The organism is Candidatus Methylomirabilota bacterium, assembly GCA_003104975.1.
In the GTDB taxonomy this organism is placed as follows: domain Bacteria; phylum Methylomirabilota; class Methylomirabilia; order Methylomirabilales; family Methylomirabilaceae; genus Methylomirabilis.
In genome coordinates this window covers 113085-132251 of sequence record PQAM01000018.1, presented here as the reverse complement: position 1 = coordinate 132251, position 19167 = coordinate 113085, and the positions used below count along the sequence as shown (strand labels likewise).

At 60.6% G+C, this 19167-nt stretch carries 22 protein-coding genes; 21 read left to right on the top strand and 1 reads right to left on the bottom strand.

The window, feature by feature from the left end; genetic code table 11:
- The first annotated feature begins 23 nt into the window (after positions 1 to 23).
- From C3F12_13530 to C3F12_13430, 21 genes are all read left to right on the top strand, one after another.
- Entirely contained in the window at positions 24 to 389 is a 366-nt protein-coding gene (locus C3F12_13530; GenBank protein PWB42925.1) for a hypothetical protein, read from the top strand.
- On the top strand, positions 367 to 582 hold the full coding sequence (locus C3F12_13525; GenBank protein ID PWB42924.1) for a membrane protein insertion efficiency factor YidD: 216 nt from the start codon (positions 367 to 369) through the stop codon (positions 580 to 582). Before C3F12_13530 ends, C3F12_13525 begins: the two co-directional genes overlap by 23 nt.
- A complete protein-coding gene (locus tag C3F12_13520; GenBank protein PWB42923.1) occupies positions 540 to 2291 on the top strand; it encodes a hypothetical protein in 1752 nt (583 codons plus the stop codon). The genes C3F12_13525 and C3F12_13520 overlap by 43 nt, the downstream gene beginning before the upstream one ends.
- Positions 2215 to 3000, top strand: coding sequence for a 16S rRNA (guanine(527)-N(7))-methyltransferase RsmG (rsmG, locus tag C3F12_13515; protein ID PWB42922.1), 786 nt, complete (start codon positions 2215 to 2217; stop codon positions 2998 to 3000). Before C3F12_13520 ends, rsmG begins: the two co-directional genes overlap by 77 nt.
- Before the next feature lie 92 nt (positions 3001 to 3092).
- A complete protein-coding gene (locus tag C3F12_13510; protein ID PWB42921.1) occupies positions 3093 to 3863 on the top strand; it encodes a chromosome partitioning protein ParA in 771 nt (256 codons plus the stop codon).
- Positions 3838 to 4677, top strand: a complete 840-nt coding sequence (locus tag C3F12_13505) for a chromosome partitioning protein ParB (protein ID PWB42920.1) — start codon at positions 3838 to 3840, stop codon at positions 4675 to 4677. The genes C3F12_13510 and C3F12_13505 overlap by 26 nt, the downstream gene beginning before the upstream one ends.
- A 23-nt stretch (positions 4678 to 4700) precedes the next feature.
- On the top strand, positions 4701 to 5411 hold the full coding sequence (locus C3F12_13500) for a hypothetical protein (protein PWB42919.1): 711 nt from the start codon (positions 4701 to 4703) through the stop codon (positions 5409 to 5411).
- Positions 5408 to 6577, top strand: coding sequence for a cysteine desulfurase NifS (locus C3F12_13495; protein PWB42918.1), 1170 nt, complete (start codon positions 5408 to 5410; stop codon positions 6575 to 6577). Before C3F12_13500 ends, C3F12_13495 begins: the two co-directional genes overlap by 4 nt.
- A 31-nt stretch (positions 6578 to 6608) precedes the next feature.
- Positions 6609 to 7751: a tRNA 2-thiouridine(34) synthase MnmA gene (locus C3F12_13490; protein ID PWB42917.1), complete on the top strand. Its 1143-nt coding sequence runs from the start codon at positions 6609 to 6611 to the stop codon at positions 7749 to 7751.
- Between the two features lie 79 nt (positions 7752 to 7830).
- Positions 7831 to 8235, top strand: coding sequence for a hypothetical protein (locus tag C3F12_13485; protein ID PWB42916.1), 405 nt, complete (start codon positions 7831 to 7833; stop codon positions 8233 to 8235).
- Positions 8236 to 8277: 42 nt separating this feature from the next.
- On the top strand, positions 8278 to 8967 hold the full coding sequence (gene atpF / locus C3F12_13480; GenBank protein ID PWB42915.1) for an ATP synthase F0 subunit B: 690 nt from the start codon (positions 8278 to 8280) through the stop codon (positions 8965 to 8967).
- Complete coding sequence (gene atpH / locus C3F12_13475) at positions 8964 to 9515, top strand: ATP synthase F1 subunit delta (protein ID PWB42914.1); 552 nt, start codon at positions 8964 to 8966, stop codon at positions 9513 to 9515. Before atpF ends, atpH begins: the two co-directional genes overlap by 4 nt.
- An 18-nt stretch (positions 9516 to 9533) precedes the next feature.
- Complete coding sequence (locus C3F12_13470) at positions 9534 to 11060, top strand: F0F1 ATP synthase subunit alpha (GenBank protein ID PWB42913.1); 1527 nt, start codon at positions 9534 to 9536, stop codon at positions 11058 to 11060.
- Between the two features lie 90 nt (positions 11061 to 11150).
- Positions 11151 to 12023, top strand: coding sequence for an ATP synthase F1 subunit gamma (gene atpG / locus C3F12_13465; protein ID PWB42912.1), 873 nt, complete (start codon positions 11151 to 11153; stop codon positions 12021 to 12023).
- 145 nt (positions 12024 to 12168) lie between these two features.
- Positions 12169 to 13590, top strand: coding sequence for a F0F1 ATP synthase subunit beta (gene atpD / locus C3F12_13460; GenBank protein ID PWB42911.1), 1422 nt, complete (start codon positions 12169 to 12171; stop codon positions 13588 to 13590).
- Between the two features lie 54 nt (positions 13591 to 13644).
- Positions 13645 to 14052 (top strand): F0F1 ATP synthase subunit epsilon, encoded by a 408-nt coding sequence (atpC, locus tag C3F12_13455; protein ID PWB43035.1) that lies wholly within the window; start codon positions 13645 to 13647, stop codon positions 14050 to 14052.
- Positions 14053 to 14059: 7 nt separating this feature from the next.
- Positions 14060 to 15076, top strand: coding sequence for a 3-deoxy-7-phosphoheptulonate synthase (aroF, locus tag C3F12_13450; protein ID PWB42910.1), 1017 nt, complete (start codon positions 14060 to 14062; stop codon positions 15074 to 15076).
- Positions 15077 to 15270: 194 nt separating this feature from the next.
- Entirely contained in the window at positions 15271 to 15516 is a 246-nt protein-coding gene (locus C3F12_13445; protein ID PWB42909.1) for a DUF4160 domain-containing protein, read from the top strand.
- Positions 15491 to 15730 carry a DUF2442 domain-containing protein gene (locus tag C3F12_13440; protein ID PWB42908.1) on the top strand — a complete coding sequence of 80 codons (240 nt, stop codon included), beginning with the start codon at positions 15491 to 15493 and terminating at the stop codon, positions 15728 to 15730. The genes C3F12_13445 and C3F12_13440 overlap by 26 nt, the downstream gene beginning before the upstream one ends.
- A gap of 378 nt (positions 15731 to 16108) precedes the next feature.
- A complete protein-coding gene (locus C3F12_13435; protein ID PWB42907.1) occupies positions 16109 to 17281 on the top strand; it encodes a hypothetical protein in 1173 nt (390 codons plus the stop codon).
- Positions 17282 to 17499: 218 nt separating this feature from the next.
- A complete protein-coding gene (locus C3F12_13430) occupies positions 17500 to 18819 on the top strand; it encodes a hypothetical protein (GenBank protein PWB42906.1) in 1320 nt (439 codons plus the stop codon).
- A gap of 16 nt (positions 18820 to 18835) precedes the next feature.
- Here the strand turns inward: C3F12_13430 and C3F12_13425 are convergent, their stop codons facing one another.
- Positions 18836 to 19033, bottom strand: coding sequence for a hypothetical protein (locus C3F12_13425; GenBank protein ID PWB42905.1), 198 nt, complete (start codon positions 19031 to 19033; stop codon positions 18836 to 18838).
- Positions 19034 to 19167 lie beyond the last annotated feature (134 nt).

Here is a 19167-nt window from a genome sequence, read left to right as displayed (position 1 = left end):
AACGTTAGAGATCGATCACGGAAATGCAACAGCCGGAATCGAGCGGTACAGCTCGGCCAAGAAGGGCTTTTTACACCGGTTATTTTACGCTTTATGCTCGGTTTGCGTCAACAAAAAAACAAGCGCTTAGATTGGCGTTCGGCGCACGCACGGGGGCAGCAGTCGTTCGAAACCGGGCAAAACGCCAATCACGCGAGGCGTTCCGACTCAATCGTGACCGGCTTCCCGAGAATATTGAGATTCTCATCACCTCCAAAAAAGGGATCGGCGCGCTGAGCCGACGAGATATGAGGAATCAAATTCGCAGCCTTTTTGAATATGTGTGCAGACACTCACCACCGAATCCCTCCAAATCGGTCAAATCGGATGATGCCAGCGTTCATTGCTAGAGGGATGCTGGCAGCATACAAGGTCGTTGTGTCGCCGCTACTCCCCCCGGCCTGCAGATTTTACCCGACGTGTAGTGATTATGCGTACGAAGCGATCGGCAGGTACGGACTGACGCGGGGGCTGCTGCTTGCGGTGCGCCGACTCGCCCGATGTCACCCCTGGTGCGAGGGTGGATACGATCCGGTTCAATAATCGGTCTCCGGGCTGGATCGGTAGCCATAAAAGATAGGAGCTCCATGTCGAATCAAGCTCGTGCACTGTTGGCGGTCGCGCTTGCGACCATCATTCTTTTCGGCGCACAATTCCTCCTGCCTGGCCCTCGAGGGCCGCAGGCGCCGTCGAAGAAAGAGCCTACCTCTACCACGACAACACCGACAGCGCCCCAGCGAGGTGAAGGCGTCGCTGTATCAGGCCAACCGCGTGGACGGGAGGCTGTGCCCGCGTTGCCGGAGCGAGAGGTTGTCGTGGAGACCGATGTCGTGCGCGCCGTCTTTTCCTCTCGGGGTGGGGCGCTGAAAAGTTGGCGGCTCAACCAGTATCGGATTGCCAACGGGCAGGGGCTCGAGTTGGTAGCGTCGCCGCAGGACGGGTTGCTGCGCCCGCTGTGGACCTCGAGCGGCAATCCGGAGGAGCCGGCGCCTGCCGACTTCGATGCCGATAAATCGCAACTCAGCCTTCGGTCAGCGTCCGACACCGGAGCGATCACCTTCTCATCGCGCGGAGGCGGGCCTCTTCAGCTCTCCAAGCGTCTGACATTCAAGACCAACAGTTACCGCGTTGAGGTCGAACTGTTCTGGAAAAACACCGGCAAGAAGCCGATCACCATTACACCAGAACTGGCGTGGGGTCCGGGTTTTTATAGCGGGGCCGGTAAGCAAACCGCGGAGGCGGTGTCGGCCACAAGTTGGATAGACGGCCGTCGTGTGACGGATGACCTTCGCAGCCTGAAAGACCCCGTCACGCATAGCGGGCGGGTGTCGTGGACGGCCCTGCAGAATCTGTATTTTGCCGCAGCACTGTTGCCGGAGGGGAAAGACAGCGTGGCGGTGGTGCGCAAGGCGCCGGAGGGCCAACCGGTAATCGCCCTTGCCTCGTCGGCGCAGAGCATCGACCCGGGAGGGGAGCTGATTCAACGCTTCGCCTTCTACGGCGGGCCGAAGGAGCTCGACCATCTCAAGGCGGCCGGATCTGACCTGAGTCAACTCGTCGACCTGGGGTGGTTTGACGCGCTCGCCCGCCCGGCGCTTTATCTGCTCCGGTTCTTGCATCGTGTCAGCGGGAACTACGGCGTTGCAATCATTTTGGTCGCCTTGATCCAGAAGATCGTATTGCATCCCCTGACGGTAAAAAGTCTTCGATCGATGCAGGCAATGAAGGACCTGCAACCAAAGATTGCGGCCATCTCGGAGCGGAACAAGAACAATGCCACAAAGAAACAACAAGAGGTCATGGCGCTGTATAGAAAGCACGGGGTCAATCCATTGGGCGGCTGCCTCCCCATGCTGCTTCAACTCCCGATCTTCGTTGCGTTGTACAATGCCCTTTCGAGCTCGGTGGAGATGTGGCGGGCGCCGTTTCTTTGGATCAACGATCTCTCACGACCGGATGCGCTCTTTACAGTAGAGATGTGGGGCTTGAAGGACTACCCCTTCAACCTGCTCGCGCTCCTCATGGGGGCCAGCATGTTCTTTCAGCAAAAGATGTCTCCCCCCAGCTCAAGCGATCCGCAGCAGGCCAAGATGATGCTGTGGATGATGCCGACACTGTTCACCTTTATGTTTTGGAACTTCCCCTCGGGGCTGGTGTTGTACTGGCTTGTAAACAATGTCCTCCAGATGGGCCAGCAGGCCTGGCTACAGAGGCAAGGCAAGCTCGCCCTCAGTCGACCGGAAACCACCTAAAAGACCGATCCGACCGGTGCCCGCAGAGGGCCGACGGGCTGCGGTCAGCGGTAGCGAGCTGCTGCGCCGCGGGCTGGATCGCATAGGGCTTCAGTTAACACCGCCCCAGCGGGATGCCCTCGGCATCTACTTGTCTGAACTGCAACGGTGGGCTCCTCAGGTAAATCTGACCGGGTTGAGATCCGAGGGCGCGATCGTTCGCGAAGGATTCCTGCGCTCCCTCACCCACCGGCTCGCCTTCGAGCCCACCCCGACCGTGCATGCCATCGATATCGGATCGGGCGCGGGCTTCCCCGGCCTGGTGTTGAAGATCGGCTACCCGGAGATCAACATGGTCTTACTGGAGCCGAGGCGTCGCCGAGCCACCTTTCTGCGGGCGATTATTCGACGTCTTGGGCTGGTCGGGGTTCGGTGTATCCAGGCGAGAGCGGAAGAGCTTTGCGCCAATCCCGAGCATCAGGGCAGGTATGATGTGGCCTTTGCGCGTGCGGTTGGGCCGGTTCCGGCGATGGCGTGTCTGGTTGAACCGCTCCTCAGGCCTGGCGGGCGACTGATTTTGCAGGCGGGCCAAGAGGCGCGCGACGCGCTTCCGTCGATGCGCCCTCTGCTCACACCAATGGGAATACGAGTACAGATCGTAGATGGACCCGCCCCCGATACCGGCTATGCGCCCACCTGTCTGCTTATCTTGGAGAAGACTGCCCGCTAAACTATGTTTCACGTGAAACCTCTCGCAATTCTGCGCTTTGTTGCCGTCGCCGGCTGTGTTACCCTTCTGGGTTAAGTGAGAGGGGGAGGGGAATGCGGATCATCGCTATCGCGAACCAAAAGGGTGGGGTCGGCAAAACGACAACGGCGGTGAATCTGGCGGCGTCGTTTGCCGCATCAGCGCAGCGGACGCTCCTTGTTGATCTGGATCCCCAGGGTAATGCCACAAGCGCATTGGGGATAGGGCGCGAGGCGACGCCGACCGCCTATGACCTGTTGATGGAGGGGGTGAAGGTCGCTGAGGTGGCGCGACCGACGGTAGCCCCAGGGCTGGACCTGGTCCCCGCAGGCGAGCGCCTGATTGGGGCCGAGGTCGAGCTGGCCTTGAGTGCGGATCGAGAGGATCGCCTGAGGGGTGCATTAGGGGCAGGGTCGGACACATACGCCTTTGTCCTGATCGACTGCCCGCCCTCCCTTGGTCTGCTGACGGTCAATGCCCTCGCGGCGGCTCACTCGGTTCTGATCCCGCTCCAATGCGAATACTACGCCCTGGAGGGCTTGGCCCGCATTATGGAGGCGATCACCCTCTGTCGGGCGAGGCTCAACCCTGATCTGCAGATCGAGGGGATCGTCCTGACCATGTACGACATGCGGCTCAATATCTGTGAGCAGGTAGAACAGGAGGTGCGGCGCCACTTTCCGCACTCGGTCCTGAGAACAGTGATTCCCAGAAACGTACGACTGAGCGAGGCGCCCAGCTTCGGGAAACCGGTTCTGCTGTATGACAGTCGTTCGTCTGGGGCCGAGAGTTACCTTCACCTAGCCAGGGAGATCATCGATGGCGCAACGCAGGGCCCTCGGTAGGGGGCTGGAGACATTGATCCCCGGGGCAGAGCGGTCCGGGGTCATGCAGATTCGCATAGAGGAGATCGTGCCGGGCACGCTTCAACCCCGCCGCTCCATGAACGATGCCAAGCTCAACGAGCTGGCGGCCTCCATCCGGGCGCATGGGGTGCTTCTCCCCATTCTGCTTCGTCGAGACGGAGGGCGGTTCGAGGTGGTGGCCGGGGAGCGGCGCCTCAGGGCTGCGCGGATTGCGGGACTCGACACGGTTCCGGCCCTGGTGAAGGAGCTCTCCAGCCATCAGGCGCTGGAGGTGGCGCTGGTCGAGAACCTGCAGCGGGAGGATCTGAACCCGATTGAGCAGGCTGAGGCCTACCTGAGACTTCAGGATGAGTTTGGGTTGACCCAGGAAGAGGTGGCGCGGCGGGTCGGTCGGGACCGCTCGTCGGTGGCCAACGCACTCCGGCTTCTCAAGCTGCCCAAGCCGATCCAGACCGACCTGATTGACGGCGTCCTGTCCGAAGGGCACGCCCGAGCCCTGTTGGGTCTTGAGCGGCCCGCGGACCAGATCGGGGTGCGTGACGAGACGATTCGCCGAGGCCTGTCCGTACGCGCCACCGAGGCGCTGGTTCGACGGCTGAAACAGCCCGACGCCTCCAGGCGGCGCCCGACAACCAACGAACCGGCGATTCTGGTAGCCGAGGACGCCCTTCGACAGGCGCTCGGCACCAAGGTTCAGATCAGCAGGAAGGGAAAGGGGGGGAAGATCGAGGTGGAATTTTACTCGATGGACGACCTCGATCGGATCTACGAGCGCATCTGCGGGCGCGGCTGAGTGATAGATGTTGCACGTGAAACATTGCCGGGGCCGACTTGCTTAACCGGGCAGCGAAGGCGCTGGCCTTCCCCCTGGAAGATCGGGAGTGGCCGCGGAAGATTGCGATAGGGGGCGGCATCGGACTGCTCCTCGAGGGCCTGTTTGTCACCCTGAGCCTCCTGCTCACTCGAGACCTCGCCCCCGCAGGCTCCCTGCTGGCGCAGGCCGCCAATTTTCCCATCCTCGGCTTTGTGCTGGCAACCTTTCAGGGCGCCCTCGCGATCCCTCCGGCGGGCTCGTTACCGTCATGGCGGCAATGGGCGAGCCTGTCCGCGAAGGGGCTGCTGCTGTTTGCGCTGACCATGGCCTACGAGATCGTCCCCATCCTCTTCGTCGTTTCCGGCTTCGGCCTCCTGGTCAAGGGGGGAACCAGACTGGTGCTGGGTGTCGTCCTGGTCATGGTCGGAATGCTCGCGGGGATCACGGTCGGATTTTTTCTTCCGATGGGGATTGCGAGGTATCTAGAGGAGCGGCGGCTTGAGGCCGTCTTGCACCCTGCGGTTGTCTGGGGGCAGATCCGAACGGTTCTAGCAGAGTACGTCGAGGCATATCTGCTCGCCCTCGGAGCGTTCATTGTGGCGGGGCTCATTGGGGCCATTCCGGCCGTTGGCCTCCTGCTGTGGCCGTTTCTTACGTTCTATCTCCTGATAGTCGGCGCCCGCCTGTTCGGCACGGTCTGCTCAGCCAGATGAGCATCTACCTTGACTATAACGCTACGACCCCCGTCCGGCCAGGGGTTCTGGACGCAATGCGACCCCATTTCGAGTCGTGCTTCGGCAACGCAAACTCGGGCCATCGTCCAGGTCGCGAAGCCAAACGGGCGCTGGAAGAGGCCCGCGAGACCTTGGCGTCGGCGCTTGGCGCACGGGACAAGGCGAGTGTCGTCTTCGTGTCGGGGGGCACAGAGGCCGACAATCTGGCCATCAAGGGCGCGGCCTGGGCCGCACGGGAGCGCGGACGCCACATCGTGACCTCGGCGGTCGAGCACCGGGCCGTCCTCAATGCCTGTCGCGCCCTTGAGGCTCAGGGTTTCGAGGTCAGCTATCTGCCGGTCGATGTCGAGGGCCTGATCGATCCAGAGACGGTCAGGCGAAGCCTTCGACCCGACACCATCGTTGTCTCCTTTATGCACGCCAACAACGAGACCGGGGTGATTTTTCCAGTCGCCGAGATCGGGCAGCTTGTGCGGGAGCGCGGGATCGTCTTTCATGTTGATGCCGTTCAGACCTTCGGTCGTTTGCCGGTAGATATCGAGGCCATGGGAGTCGATCTGCTCACTGTATCGGGGCACAAGATTTACGGGCCGAAGGGAATTGGGGCGCTCTATATTCGCCCGGGGACACAGATCACCCCACAGATACATGGAGGGGAGCAGGAGCACGGCATGAGAGCCGGGACGGAAAATGTGGCCGCAGCCGTCGGCCTGGCCTGTGCGGCCAGGTTTGCGCTCGCATCGATGTCGGCCGAGGGCCACCGACTACGGGCGCTCCGGGATCGCCTCGAGGCGGCGACTCTTGGCCGGATCGCCGGGACGCGGCGGAACGGCGACCCGAACCGACGGCTGCCCAACACCTCCAACATCTCGTTTCAGGGGATTCGGGCGGACTTACTGATGGTCGCCCTGGATCTGGAGGGGGTCGAGGCCTCCGCGGGTGCCGCCTGCGCCGCGGGCTCGCTTGAATCGTCACATGTGCTGCAGGCGATGGGCCGAACGCCGGAGATCGACGGGGGCGGGATCCGGTTTTCCCTGGGCGCCGGGACGACGGAGGTGGAGGTCGAGCGCGTCATCGAGCTCTTGCCGCCGCTGGTGGCACGGGTCCGCGCCGCACAAGCACAGGGGATAAGGGTTAGGGGATAGGGTAAGAGCGGAAAAGACAAGGATCAAATCCATGAAGCGCAAACCGAGAGTTGTTGTGGCGATGAGCGGCGGGGTCGACAGCGCCGTTGCCGCTGCGCTGCTCATGGAGCAGGGGTATGAGGTTGTCGGGATCAGCCTGAGGCTGTTGCCTCGAGACGCCGGGAACGGCTCGGAGCGGGCCGACCGCTGCTGCTCCGCGAAGGACGCCGAGGACGCGAGGTGTGTGGCCTCGCAACTGGGCATCCCCTATTACGTCTTGAATTATGAGTCGCAGTTTCATCGCGACGTGATCCGCGAGTTTACAGAAGCGTATCTCAGCGGACTGACCCCGAATCCCTGCGTGCGCTGTAATGAGACGATCAAATTCGGCTCCCTGCTGCAGCAGGCGGTGGGGTTGGGGGCCGCGCAACTGGCGACCGGACATTATGCGTGGGTTACGCGAGGACCTGGGGGTCGTTACCTGCTGCGCCGCGGAATCGACAACGAGCGGGACCAGAGCTACTTTCTTTACAGTCTGACCCAGGACCAGCTCGCAAGACTCTCATTTCCCGTTGGTCAGATGACTAAGATCCAGGTCCGGGAATGGGCGTCGGCCTATGGCCTGCGGATCGCCGACAAGGCCGACAGTCAGGACCTCTGCTTTGTCGGCCGCGATTACCGGACCTACCTTCGGGAACAGTGCGGGGACCGTCTGCGACCCGGCCCCATTACCGATAGCGGCGGCCGGATTCTCGGACAGCACCGGGGCCTGGCGCTCTACACCGTCGGTCAGCGCAACGGCCTCGGGATGGCGGGGGGCCCTTTTTACGTCATCCGGCTTGACCCGACGGCCAACGCGGTCGTCGTGGGCAGACGGGATGAGTTGCAGCGGCATGAATTTGTGGCCGACCGGCTCAACCTGATCGCGTGGGACCGCTTGAACGACGAGCGGCCCGTCTTTGTGAAGGTTCGCTCTCGGCAGGCCGCGATGCCGGCAACGGTGAGTCCCCTTGGCGACGGGCGGGTCCGGGTCCGGTGGGAGGAACCCCAGCCCGCACCCGCGCCGGGCCAGGCGGCCGTGTTCTACGATGCGTCCGAGCCCGACCTGCTCGTGGGCGGCGCCATCGTCGCGGCCGATGCCGAGGTCGGCTGTGGCGTTGTGGGCAAAAAAGGCTTGACAGATTGTGAACGATAGGGCAAGCTAAGGGGTCTTTGGCGTGTAGAGGGCTGCCGGATTCGACTCAAGGGGCCCGGTGGCGTCTTTTACTGGTGGTATGAACGAGCGGGAGCAGTTCGTCCGGGGCACGCAGGTTGGCGCGCTTGGCCTTATCGCGGCCGGGCTCGTCGGTTTCGGACTGTTCGGGAAGTGGGATTGGGCCCTGGGCCTGGCCGTCGGCGCCCTCGTTAGCCTGTTCAGTTTCAGGCTGATTGTTCTCACGGTGGTCCGTCTCACGGAGCGCTCGACGCCCCGATCGCGTGGTCAGCGGTACTGGTGGGTCCGATCCATTCTGAGGCTCCTTGGGGTCGCCCTCATCGTGTTTCTCGCGATCGTCTACCTGCCTGTGAATCTGATCGGAATGGCGCTCGGCCTGCTTGTCGTTCAGCTTGGCATGGGCGGCTACTTCATCGTTCGTTCGTCGCTGCCGGACACGAATGCCGCCAGCCAAGAACAGAAATAACAATCGTCATTGCGAGGAGCGGAGCGACGAAGCCATCTCGTAATGTTTCTGGAGGAGAACGGTGGGATTGCCGCGCTCCCTCTGGTCGCTCGCAATGACAGGGTTAAATATGGGGGAACGAAAACCATGATGAAGGATCGTATTCGACTTGTTGCGGCAGTCGCCTGTTGCCTCGGCCTGTCGCTTGTCGCGGCCCTCCCTGTCTGGGCCGCCGAGGAGGCCCATGGGGGCGGGGAGCAGCCCGGGATCATCAACCTGAATATGACACTGCTTATTCAGGTGGTGAACTTCCTGATCCTGATCACCGTACTGTACAAGTTCCTGTTTAAGCCGCTCACCCAGTTCCTGGCCACGCGGGCCGACGGGATCAAGCGCTCGCTGGAGGAGGCCAAGACGGCGAAAGAGGCCGCCGCCCAGGCGCAGAAGGAGTACGAGGCGCAGATTCTGGCGACTCGCCGGGAGGCGGCCGCCATGCGAGAGGCTGCGGTCCGCGAGGTGGAGGAGGAGCGGCAGCGTCTGCTCAAGGCATCGCGTGACGAGGCCGCCCGTCTGGTCACCGAGGCCAAGGCGCAGATCGAGCAGGAGGTCAAACGGGCCAAGGCCGAGCTTCGCCAGGAGGTGGTCGGGCTCTCTCTCGGTGTCGCCGAGCGCGTCATCGCCCGCAGCCTGACGACCGATGATCACCGTCGCCTGGCCGAGCAGGTGATGGCCGAAATCGGGAGCGGCCGGTGAGGGCCGCCGGTCTCGCCAGACGATATGCCAAGGCGCTGGCCGATGTCGCGTCGGACCAGCACCTGCTGGAGGCGGTCGGACGCGATCTCCATACCGTGGTCGAGACCATCAAGCGGACGCGCGAGATCACGATCTTCTTCGCAAGCCCCGCCGTCCCGCTGACCGATAAGCGGCGCGTTCTCCACACGATTGCGGAGGGGACCGGCGTGAAGCCGCTCACCGCGAATTTTCTGAATCTCATCCTGGAAAAACGACGGTTCGCGCACCTCGGCGAGATCGTCCTCGCGTATGAGGAACTGACCGACGAGCGGCTGGGCCGCGGGAAGGCAACCGTCACCTCAGCGGCCCCGCTGCCCGAACCGATCATGCGGGGACTGAAGGAGCGCCTGAAGGCCGCAACCGGGAAAGAGATCTATCTGGAGGCGCAGGTCGACCCTGCCATTGTGGGCGGTTTTGTGGCGCAGATCGGCAGCACCATCTACGATGGATCCGTCAGGACACAACTGAAAAGGGTACGCGAACACCTGCTGAAGAGCGAGTATCGCTGATACTGAAAGGGTAGCGGAATGGCGCAGATCAAAGCGGAAGAGATCACCGAAATCATCAAGCAGCAACTGGCCGGTTACGAGGCCTTGGTGGATGTGGCGGAGGTCGGCACCGTTATCGAGGCAGGCGACGGGATCGCCCGCATCCACGGCTTGGAGAAGGCCATGGCCGGCGAACTGCTGGAGTTCCCGCACGACGTCTACGGGATGGTGCTGAACCTCGAAGAAGACAATGTCGGCGCGGTCCTGCTGGGCGAGGCCGAGGCCATCAAAGAGGGCGATCTGGTTAAGCGGACGAGGCGGATCGCCTCGGTGCCGGTGGGCGAGGCGCTGGTGGGCAGGGTCGTCAACGCCCTGGGCCAGCCGATAGACGGCAAGGGCCCCATCGACGCCCAGGAGCTTCGGCCCATCGAGCGGTTGGCCCCCGGCGTGGTGGACCGCCGACCGGTCAAGGAGGCGCTGCAGACCGGCATTAAGGCCATCGACGCGATGATCCCGATCGGCCGAGGTCAGCGCGAGCTGATCATCGGCGACCGCCAGACCGGCAAGACCGCCGTCGCTATCGACGCCATCATCAATCAGAAGGGGAAGGACGTCTTCTGCGTCTATGTCGCGGTCGGACAGAAGCGCTCTACCGTCGCCCAGGTCGTCAAGACGCTGGAAGAGGCTGGGGCGATGGCCTACACCACGGTTGTTGCCGCGACCGCGTCGGAACTGGCGCCGCTCCAGTATATCGCCCCGTATGCCGGCTGCGCCATGGGCGAGTACTTCCGCGACTCCGGCCGTCACTCCCTCTGTGTCTACGACGATCTGTCCAAGCATGCCCAGGCCTATCGCCAGCTCTCGCTGCTGCTGCGTCGGCCGCCCGGCCGCGAGGCCTACCCGGGCGACGTCTTTTACCTGCATTCGCGCCTGCTGGAGCGCGGGGCCAAGTTGAATGACGATCTGGGCGGCGGGTCGCTCACCGCGCTGCCGATCATCGAAACCCAACTCGGCGACGTCTCGGCCTACATCCCGACCAACGTCATCTCGATCACCGATGGCCAGATCTACCTGGAAACCGACCTGTTCTTCGCCGGCGTCCGGCCCGCTATCAACGTCGGCCTGTCGGTCTCCCGGGTCGGCGGCTCGGCCCAGATCAAGGCGATGCGGCAGGTGGCCGGCAAACTTCGACTCGACCTGGCGCAGTATCGTGAGATGGCCGCCTTCGCCCAGTTCGGGAGCGAGTTGGACAAGGCGACCCAGGCCCAGCTCAATCGGGGCGCACGCATGGTCGAGGTGTTGAAACAGGGACAGTATGTGCCGCTTGAGGTCGAGCGGCAGATCCTCATCATCTACGCCGGGACGGCCGGCCACCTGGATGATCTTCCGGTCGACGCGGTCTCTCAATTCGAGGCGGCGCTATTCCACTCCGTCCAGGGGCGGTACCCGAGTATCTTCCAGGAGATTCGGGAAAAGCGCGAACTGAGCGATGCGCTCCGCGCCCAGATGGACCAGGCGATTACCGAGTGCAAAACCGAGTTTCTGGCCGCCCGAAAGGCAGCGTAAAAGACAGGGGATAGGGTATAGGGTGTAGGGGCAGGGCTTGCCCTGCCCGGTGAGGGCGCAGCGAGCAGCGCCCCTACGCACAAAAGATACATGGCGACACTACGCGATATTAAGCGGCGCATCACATCGGTCAAGAGCACCCAGCAGATCACCAAGGCGATGAAGCTGGTGGCGGCGGCCAAGCTGCGCCGCGCCCAGGACCGGATCCTGGAGGCCCGCCCCTACGCCTACAAGATGCAGGAGGTGCTCGCCAGCCTGGCGCTGAGGGCCGACCCCACGTATCATCCGCTCCTCTGCCGGCGCGAAACCGGCAAGAAGATGGTCGTCATCATCGCCGCCGACAAGGGGCTCTGCGGCGGGTTTAACGCGAACATCATGCGCCGGTCGCTCGACCTTCTCCGCAACACGCCCGGCGACACCACCGTCACGCTGATGGTGGTCGGGCGTAAGACGCGCGATTTCTATCGACGACGCCCCTACACCATCCGGTCGGAGCAGGTTGGCTTTTTCGATCGTCTGGCGTACAGCCATGCGGCCGCCTTGGGCCGGGAGCTGGCCAACGCCTATATCGCCGAGGAGGCGGACGAGATCCAATTGATCTATAATGAGTTTAAGTCGGTCGCCACCCAGCGGGTCATCGTGGAGCGGCTCCTCCCCATCGAGCCGCTACAGGCCCCGGAGGATATAGCCGCCCTCGACTTTATCTACGAGCCGTCGCCCCAGGCGATCCTGGAGGGGCTGCTCCCCAAGCATGTTGAGGTGCAGGTCTATCGGGCGCTTATGGAATCGCTGGCCGGCGAGTACGGCGCCCGGATGACGGCCATGGATGCGGCGAGCAAGAACGCCTCCGAGATGATCGACCTGCTGACGCTTCAGTTCAACAAGGCGCGACAGGAACGGATCACGAAGGAGTTGCTCGAGGTGGTCGGTGGGGCCGAGGCATTGCGGGCGGCCCGCGGGTAGAGGTGCATAGTGCGTGGGGCGCTGAAGGATTAGAACATGCCGTCATCGCGAGCGACCAACGGGCGCGTGGCAATCTCATCGTCGTTGTCCTGAAAGTCTGTGAGATTGCTTCGGCTTCGCCTCGCAATGACACAGGAGTGAGATGATGAACACGGGGAAGATCGTACAGGTCATCGGGCCTGTCGTCGATGTCGAGTTTGAGCCGGGCAAGCTGCCGGCTATCTACAACGCCCTTGAGGTCAAGGCCCAGCAGACCAAAGATATCTTTTCCTACAGCGAACGGCTGGTGATCGAGGTAGCCCAACACCTGGGCGAGAGCCGGATCCGTGCCATCGCCCTCTCCTCCACCGACGGGTTGATCCGGGGGATGGATGTGGTCGATACCGGTGCGCCGATCACCATTCCCGTGGGCCAGGCTGCCCTTGGTCGGATCATGAATGTCATCGGGGAGCCGGTCGACAAACAGGGACCGGTGGATGCAAAGAAGCACTACCCGATCCACCGCCCCGCTCCGGCCTTCGACGAACAGGCGACGAAGGTCGAGATCCTGGAGACCGGCATTAAGGTCGTCGATCTGCTGGAGCCGTATACCAAAGGCGGTAAGACCGGTCTCTTCGGCGGCGCCGGGGTCGGCAAGACCGTCGTCATCATGGAGTTGATCCGCAACATCGCCATGGAGCATGGCGGCATCTCGGTCTTTTCAGGGGTGGGCGAGCGAACCCGCGAGGGGAACGACCTCTGGCTGGAGATGAAGGAGTCGGGGGTTATTGAGAAGACGGCCTTGATCTATGGCCAGATGACCGAGCCGCCCGGGTCTCGGCTGCGGGTGGCGCTGACCGGCCTGACCGTGGCCGAATATTTCAGAGACGAGGAGAAGCAGGATGTGCTCCTCTTTGTCGACAACATCTTCCGCTTCACGCAGGCCGGCTCCGAGGTCTCGGCGCTCCTCGGCCGGATGCCCTCGGCGGTCGGCTACCAGCCGACGCTGGGCACGGAGATGGGCGAGTTGCAGGAGCGGATCACCTCGACCAAGACGGGGTCTATCACCTCGGTCCAGGCCATCTACGTCCCGGCTGACGACATCACCGATCCGGCCCCGGCGACGGCCTTTGCCCACCTGGATGCGACAACGGTTCTCTCCCGCCAGCTTACGGAGCTGGGGATCTATCCCGCGGTCGATCCGCTGGCGTCCACCTCCCGAATCCTCGACCCCCGGATCGTCGGTGATGAGCACTACGCTGTGGCCAGGTCGATTCAGAAGATCTTGCAGCGCTACAAGGACCTTCAGGATATCATCGCCATCCTGGGAATGGACGAGCTGTCCGAAGACGACAAGCTCGTTGTGGCGCGGGCGCGAAAGGTCCAGCGATTCCTTTCGCAGCCTTTCTTCGTCGCGGAGCAGTTTACCGGGCAGCCGGGTCGCTATGTCAAACTGAAAGACTCGATCCAGGGGTTCAAGGAGCTGATCGAGGGGAAGGCGGACGAGCTGCCGGAGCAGGCATTTTACATGGTTGGGACCCTCGATGAGGCCCGGGAGAAGGCCGAACGGCTGGCGGGCCACAAATAATCCCGCCGCATAAGGCATCCTCACGTCATGGCAGAACAGCGCGGTTACACATTCATGCTCGAGGTGGTGACGCCTCAGCGGTTGATTATCAGCGAAGAGGTCGAAGAGCTGATGGCCCCCGGCCAGGAGGGGTATTTCGGCGTCTGGCCAGGCCATACCCCGTTTATGACGACGCTGAAGATCGGCGAGCTGTCCTACACCCGAGGTCGGAAGGAGCGGTTTCTGGCCGTTGACTGGGGGTACGCCGAGGTTCGCCCCGACAAGGTGATCATCCTGGTGGAGTCGGCGGAGCGGCCGGAAGAAATCGACGTGGCCAGGGCCAAAGAGGCTAAGGCGCGGGCCGAGGAGCGGCTGCGCCGCTTTGGGGATGAGGCCATCGATCATGCCAGGGCGCAGGTCGCCCTTGAGCGGGCGCTGGCCCGGATGGCGGTCGCCGCCAAGGGACGACCGTCGGAACAATGAGACCGGTATGATTATCGTTATGAAAACGGGGGCCCACGAAAGCGAGATCCGAGAGGTCATTCGGCGGATCGAGGAGCTTGGCTACCAGGCCCATATCATTGAGGGGACGCAGCGGACGGTTATCGGGGCTGTCGGGGATGAGCGGGGCAAGGATCGCCTGCAGTCGCTCGAGGTCATGCCGGGCGTCGATACGGTCGTTCCGATCCTCCAGCCGTTCAAGCTGGCCAGCCGTGAGGTCAAGGGCGGCAAGAGCATCGTCCGGGTGGGCGAGCTGGAGATCGGCGGACCGGCCGTTGTCGTCATGGCCGGCCCCTGCTCGGTGGAGAGCGAGGCACAGATGGTGCAGACCGCCCGGTCGGTGAAGGCGGCCGGCGCCACCGTCCTGCGGGGCGGGGCGTTCAAGCCGCGCACCTCGCCCTATGCCTTTCAGGGACTCGCCGAGGAGGGGCTCAAGTTCCTGGATACCGCGCGGGCGGCCACCGGGCTGAAGATCATCACCGAGGTGGTCAACCCCAACGACGTGGACCTGGTCGCGGCCTATGCCGATATCCTGCAGATCGGCGCCCGCAACGTCCAGAACTTCGCCCTGCTCAAGCGGGTCGGCGAGGTCGGCAAGCCGGTCCTGCTCAAGCGCGGGATGGCGACTACCATCAAGGAGTTCCTCATGGCGGCCGAGTATATCCTGTCCGAGGGCAACTACAACGTCGCCCTCTGCGAGCGCGGGATTCGGACCTTCGAGACCAGCACCCGTTTTACCCTCGACCTGAGTGCGGTCCCGGTCCTGAACAAACTGACCCACCTGCCGGTCGTCATCGATCCCAGCCACGGCACGGGCCACTGGGAGTATGTGGCGCCGATGGCCAAGGCCTCTGTGGCCTGCGGGGCCGACGGCCTCCTGATCGAGGTCCACCCGACGCCGGAGACGGCTCAGTCGGATGGGCTGCAGTCGCTCAAGCTCAATACGTTCCAGCAGCTCATGGACGAGCTGCGCCCCCTCGCCTCGGCCGTCGGCCGCCGGATCTAGCTTCGCGCTTTCGGCGCGCCCAGTCGTCCACCTCCACCTTATCCTTGACATTCAACTAACCTGCGGATTAGCATCGGGTCGCGTTGATACGTTCCCCCGTTTCGTGTAACGGATTCGACTATGACAGGGAGGTCGGTAGGTCAGGTTCTTGTCGCTGCCATGCGGAGAGGTGAGGGTAGAGGTAAGCTGCCGATATGCCCACAATTTTCCATAACCTACGAGGGTATCGCATCTTCTTTTTCAGCCCTGATCGCGGCGAGCCGATGCACGTACATGTCGCAAAGGATCGAGGATACGCGAAGTATTGGATGCGACCGCTCAAGCTTGCGCGTTCCCGCAACTTTCGTAGCCACGAATTGCAGGAGATCGCTAGGCTGATCGAGGACAATAGGGCCGAGATTGAAAGGAGATGGTATGCGCACTTTGGTAGAGAAACTTGAGCCGCTTGCCAGGGAGGTATCCTTTACCGAGGACGCCCTGCGTGTGCTGCTGGCTGATGGGCGAGAGATCTCCGCGCCGCTTCAGTGGTTTCCTCGCCTCTTGGGGGCAACTGCTGAACAGCGCGCCCAGTGGGAACTGATCGGTGACGGTATCGGCATCCACTGGCCACAGGTTGATGAGGATATAGAGGTAGAGAGTCTGCTAGCCACATAGACGGCCTAGCGACGCACCAGTCCTTCGCGTATTTGTTGAAAATGGCGATAACAGTATCCGTATCCTGTAAACGCCCCTGAGGCGCAGCGATATACACACTTCGAGGATCTATGTCCATATTTTGAGCTGCTCACACCATAGTCAGAGTCCATGGGAATTCGCTGCCAAGCAAGAGCGAACACTGTGCCGTCTGCCTCGGCTGAAAAGAAAGCAGTTTGGGAGAGGCTGATCATTGTAGAGGGAGAATAGTTAGGCGTTCGATTTTCCTTGACATCCTTCATGCGGCACGTACAATTGCTTCTAGTTGGCTCATCCTGCCCCAGAATGGTTCTGGTGGCCTTGAATGGATGGCCTCAACTGAACAAAAGGAGGAGTGCCATGCCTAGGCTCACAGCAGCGCAGCAGAGCAAAGAAGTTCATTTCCCCTTCCACAGCGTCCGTCACATTAGCTCCCCAGAAGACATCGACAACAATAGACGTATTTATGTTGGTCATGCCCCCATCTCTGCTGCAATAGACCTTCCTACCGATGAAAACGTTCGCGACTATCTTCTCGAAGCAGAGGGCAGGAAGAAGCGGAGACCGACTCAAGTGCATAAAGCCATTCAAGATACCCTGGAAAACAACCCCCACAACTTCTCTGTATTAAATAGTGGAATAGTGATAGTTGCACGAGACTGTGAAATTAACGAAAAAGACAAATATCTTATTCTGCGGAGGCCAAGCATAATTAATGGCTCTCAGACTCAAGGAGTGATCAGGGATTTCCTTAAGAACAGGAATCCCGAAGATGTATTCCCCTCTCACATAAAGTTTGAAGTTGTGGTATCGGACAACGAAGACCTCATTGCTGAGATCTCGATTGCCCGGAACTTCCAGAATGATGTTATGACTATTTCAATCGCAGGAAGGCTCGGACAATTGGATGAGCTTGAACAGAGCCTCCAGGCTAAACTGCCCGATGCCAAGCTCCAAAAGTCTGAGACTAAGCTTTCAGATGATTACATCAAGACGGAGAGACTCCTGCAAGTCATAACTGCTCTAGTCCCAGAAGAACTGTGGTTCAAGCCCGGTGATATGAACAAGGTCTATACCTACAGCATGAAGACTAAGTGCTTGAAAGATTTTCAGGAGATCTACAAGAGAAAGACTGACCCGTCAGATCCAGAACAAGGTAAGTATGTCGAACTATATCAGTTCTACTTGGATATCGCGGCTCAGGCCCTTGAAATTTACGACAAGTGGAAGTCCCATCAGGGTTTCGTCGGCACTGGTATACGCGCAATTGAAAGAGATGGCAGGGAGATTAAGGAGGTTCCGGATGGCATTATCTTCCCGATTATTGCCTCCCTGTCGGCCTTCGCCAAGAAAACCCCCATTGGTTGGCGAATCGACCCTCCACACTTTTTTTCTGAAGATGAGCTAATACGAGCAGCAAAAGCCGTCTATCAGGAAATTGCCAACCATAATCCCTGGAATATGGGCAAGAGTAAAGCTTGCTATTCTGCCTTGTACCAAATCACATCGATATACAAGAAGCTATCTGCATAAACACCCAACTAAGGGCTGCAGTGGCCGGCGCTGGCATGTGTCAGCCACTGCAGCCCAGGCGTCAGACGACCGCATGGGGGAGGTCCCACAGCGGTTTGCGGATTATCCCCCGCTTTTTGTTCGGCGTTTATCGGCATAGCGCTAGACGGCCTTCGCCCGTCCTAGCCGGGTGTACGTCAGCGACAGTGTCACAACCAGTACAATGCAAGGAGTAGTCGATGAGCCTTTCCAGCCGTAGTGTTGCGATTGGTCTCACGGCCCCTTTTGGGAGTGGTTGCTCCACTGCCGCGGGAATCCTAAGGGACCGCCTCGGCTATTCTGTATTTGTGCTGTCCGACATAATTCGTGACGAATGGAAGAGGCGTTACCCTAGAAGGCGCCCTCAACGATCCGATTTGCAGGCGCTCGGCAATGAGATTCGCATAAGCGCGCACAACCCTGGAGAGCTAGCTGGGCGGATGCTAACAAACCTCGAATCAGGTACCACTTACGACAAGATAGTCGTTGACGGTATTCGTAATATCGGAGAGATTCAAACCTTACGAGAGCACTTTGGGCGCAATTTTTATCTCATTGCACTTGATTGCACAACCTCGGATCGTTTTGATCGCTTGCCGAATGTTTATCAGGGTGAGGACGCCTTCGAGAAGTTCACTGCTGATAATGAACGGGACCGCGACCAAGAAGATCCGTTTGGACAGCAAGTAGAGCTGTGTGTTGATAACTCTGATGTTCTGATCAACAACGATAATTCAGTGACTCTCACACGTCTGCGTTCTAAGCTGGTGGATTACGTCAACCTGTTGACCGGTGAATCGCCTCGGTACGCGCGGCCGGAGGAGATTCTGATGAATCTGGCGTACTCTGCATCGCACGGCTCCAAGTGCTTGAAGCGTCAGGTAGGAGCGGTCCTTGTGGATGCCCCACCCTCGCAACTGGGGGAAGTTGTCGGCCAAGGCTTCAACGAAAATCCAAGCGTGACCATGCCTTGTGTCGAGGAGCCGGGGTATGGTGCCGACCTTAAAAATGGCGTTCCCGGCAGGTGTTATCGCGATATCGTGCGTTACGACTCATATCGTACTCTTGCAAATCAAAGAGCAAGATGTCCCAACTGTGGCAGGGCCATCGCGGAGCCTAGAACGGAGGAGCCACCCTGGAAGTGCGTGTGCTGCGGTTCAAATCTGGAAAAGTATTTTTGGCCGGAGCGGGCGATGAGCTGGTGCACCGCGATCCACGCCGAAGTTGCTGCACTATTAATCGCTGGGCTCAGGGCACGAGGTGCGACCTTATATACCACAACGTTTCCGTGCTTCCAGTGTGCGGAGAAAATTACGCAGGCGGGCGTTGGATCGATCGTCTTCAACGAGGTGTACCCCGATATCCGCGCGGCAGATCGCCTCAAGATCGCTAATATCGAGGTCACACGTTTTGAAGGGATTAGGTCTGGCCGCTTTGACGAGATTTTTTCTCGTGCCCGTCCCTATATCGCGCGGCAGAGAACCATTTTAGCGACAAACCGGAAAGAGCAGCAGGGATAGGGAGCTTCTTACTTAATTATTTCTGTCGCATGATTACCGCTGCGGATCGAGGAACGGTTAGTAAGGACCTAGCCGTTACCTTCCCCGGGTGTTTTGCGGTTGGGCCAGCCACGATTACCTCACGAGCTACAATTGTCTGATACCCGGAAGTGCCGAGCCAGCCAACGGCCTCGAGAGGCTTGACGACGACGCGTTTTGCCTTTTTCTTTGTCATTGGTATCCCTCCTCTTGATTGGCTTATTTACACCAACGGACCTGTCAGTGCAAGCAGAATCGTCAGACTGTCCAACTAAATCCTGTGCAAATCGATTCATCTGAAACCGGCTGGTCTTATTGAGACGTAAAAGA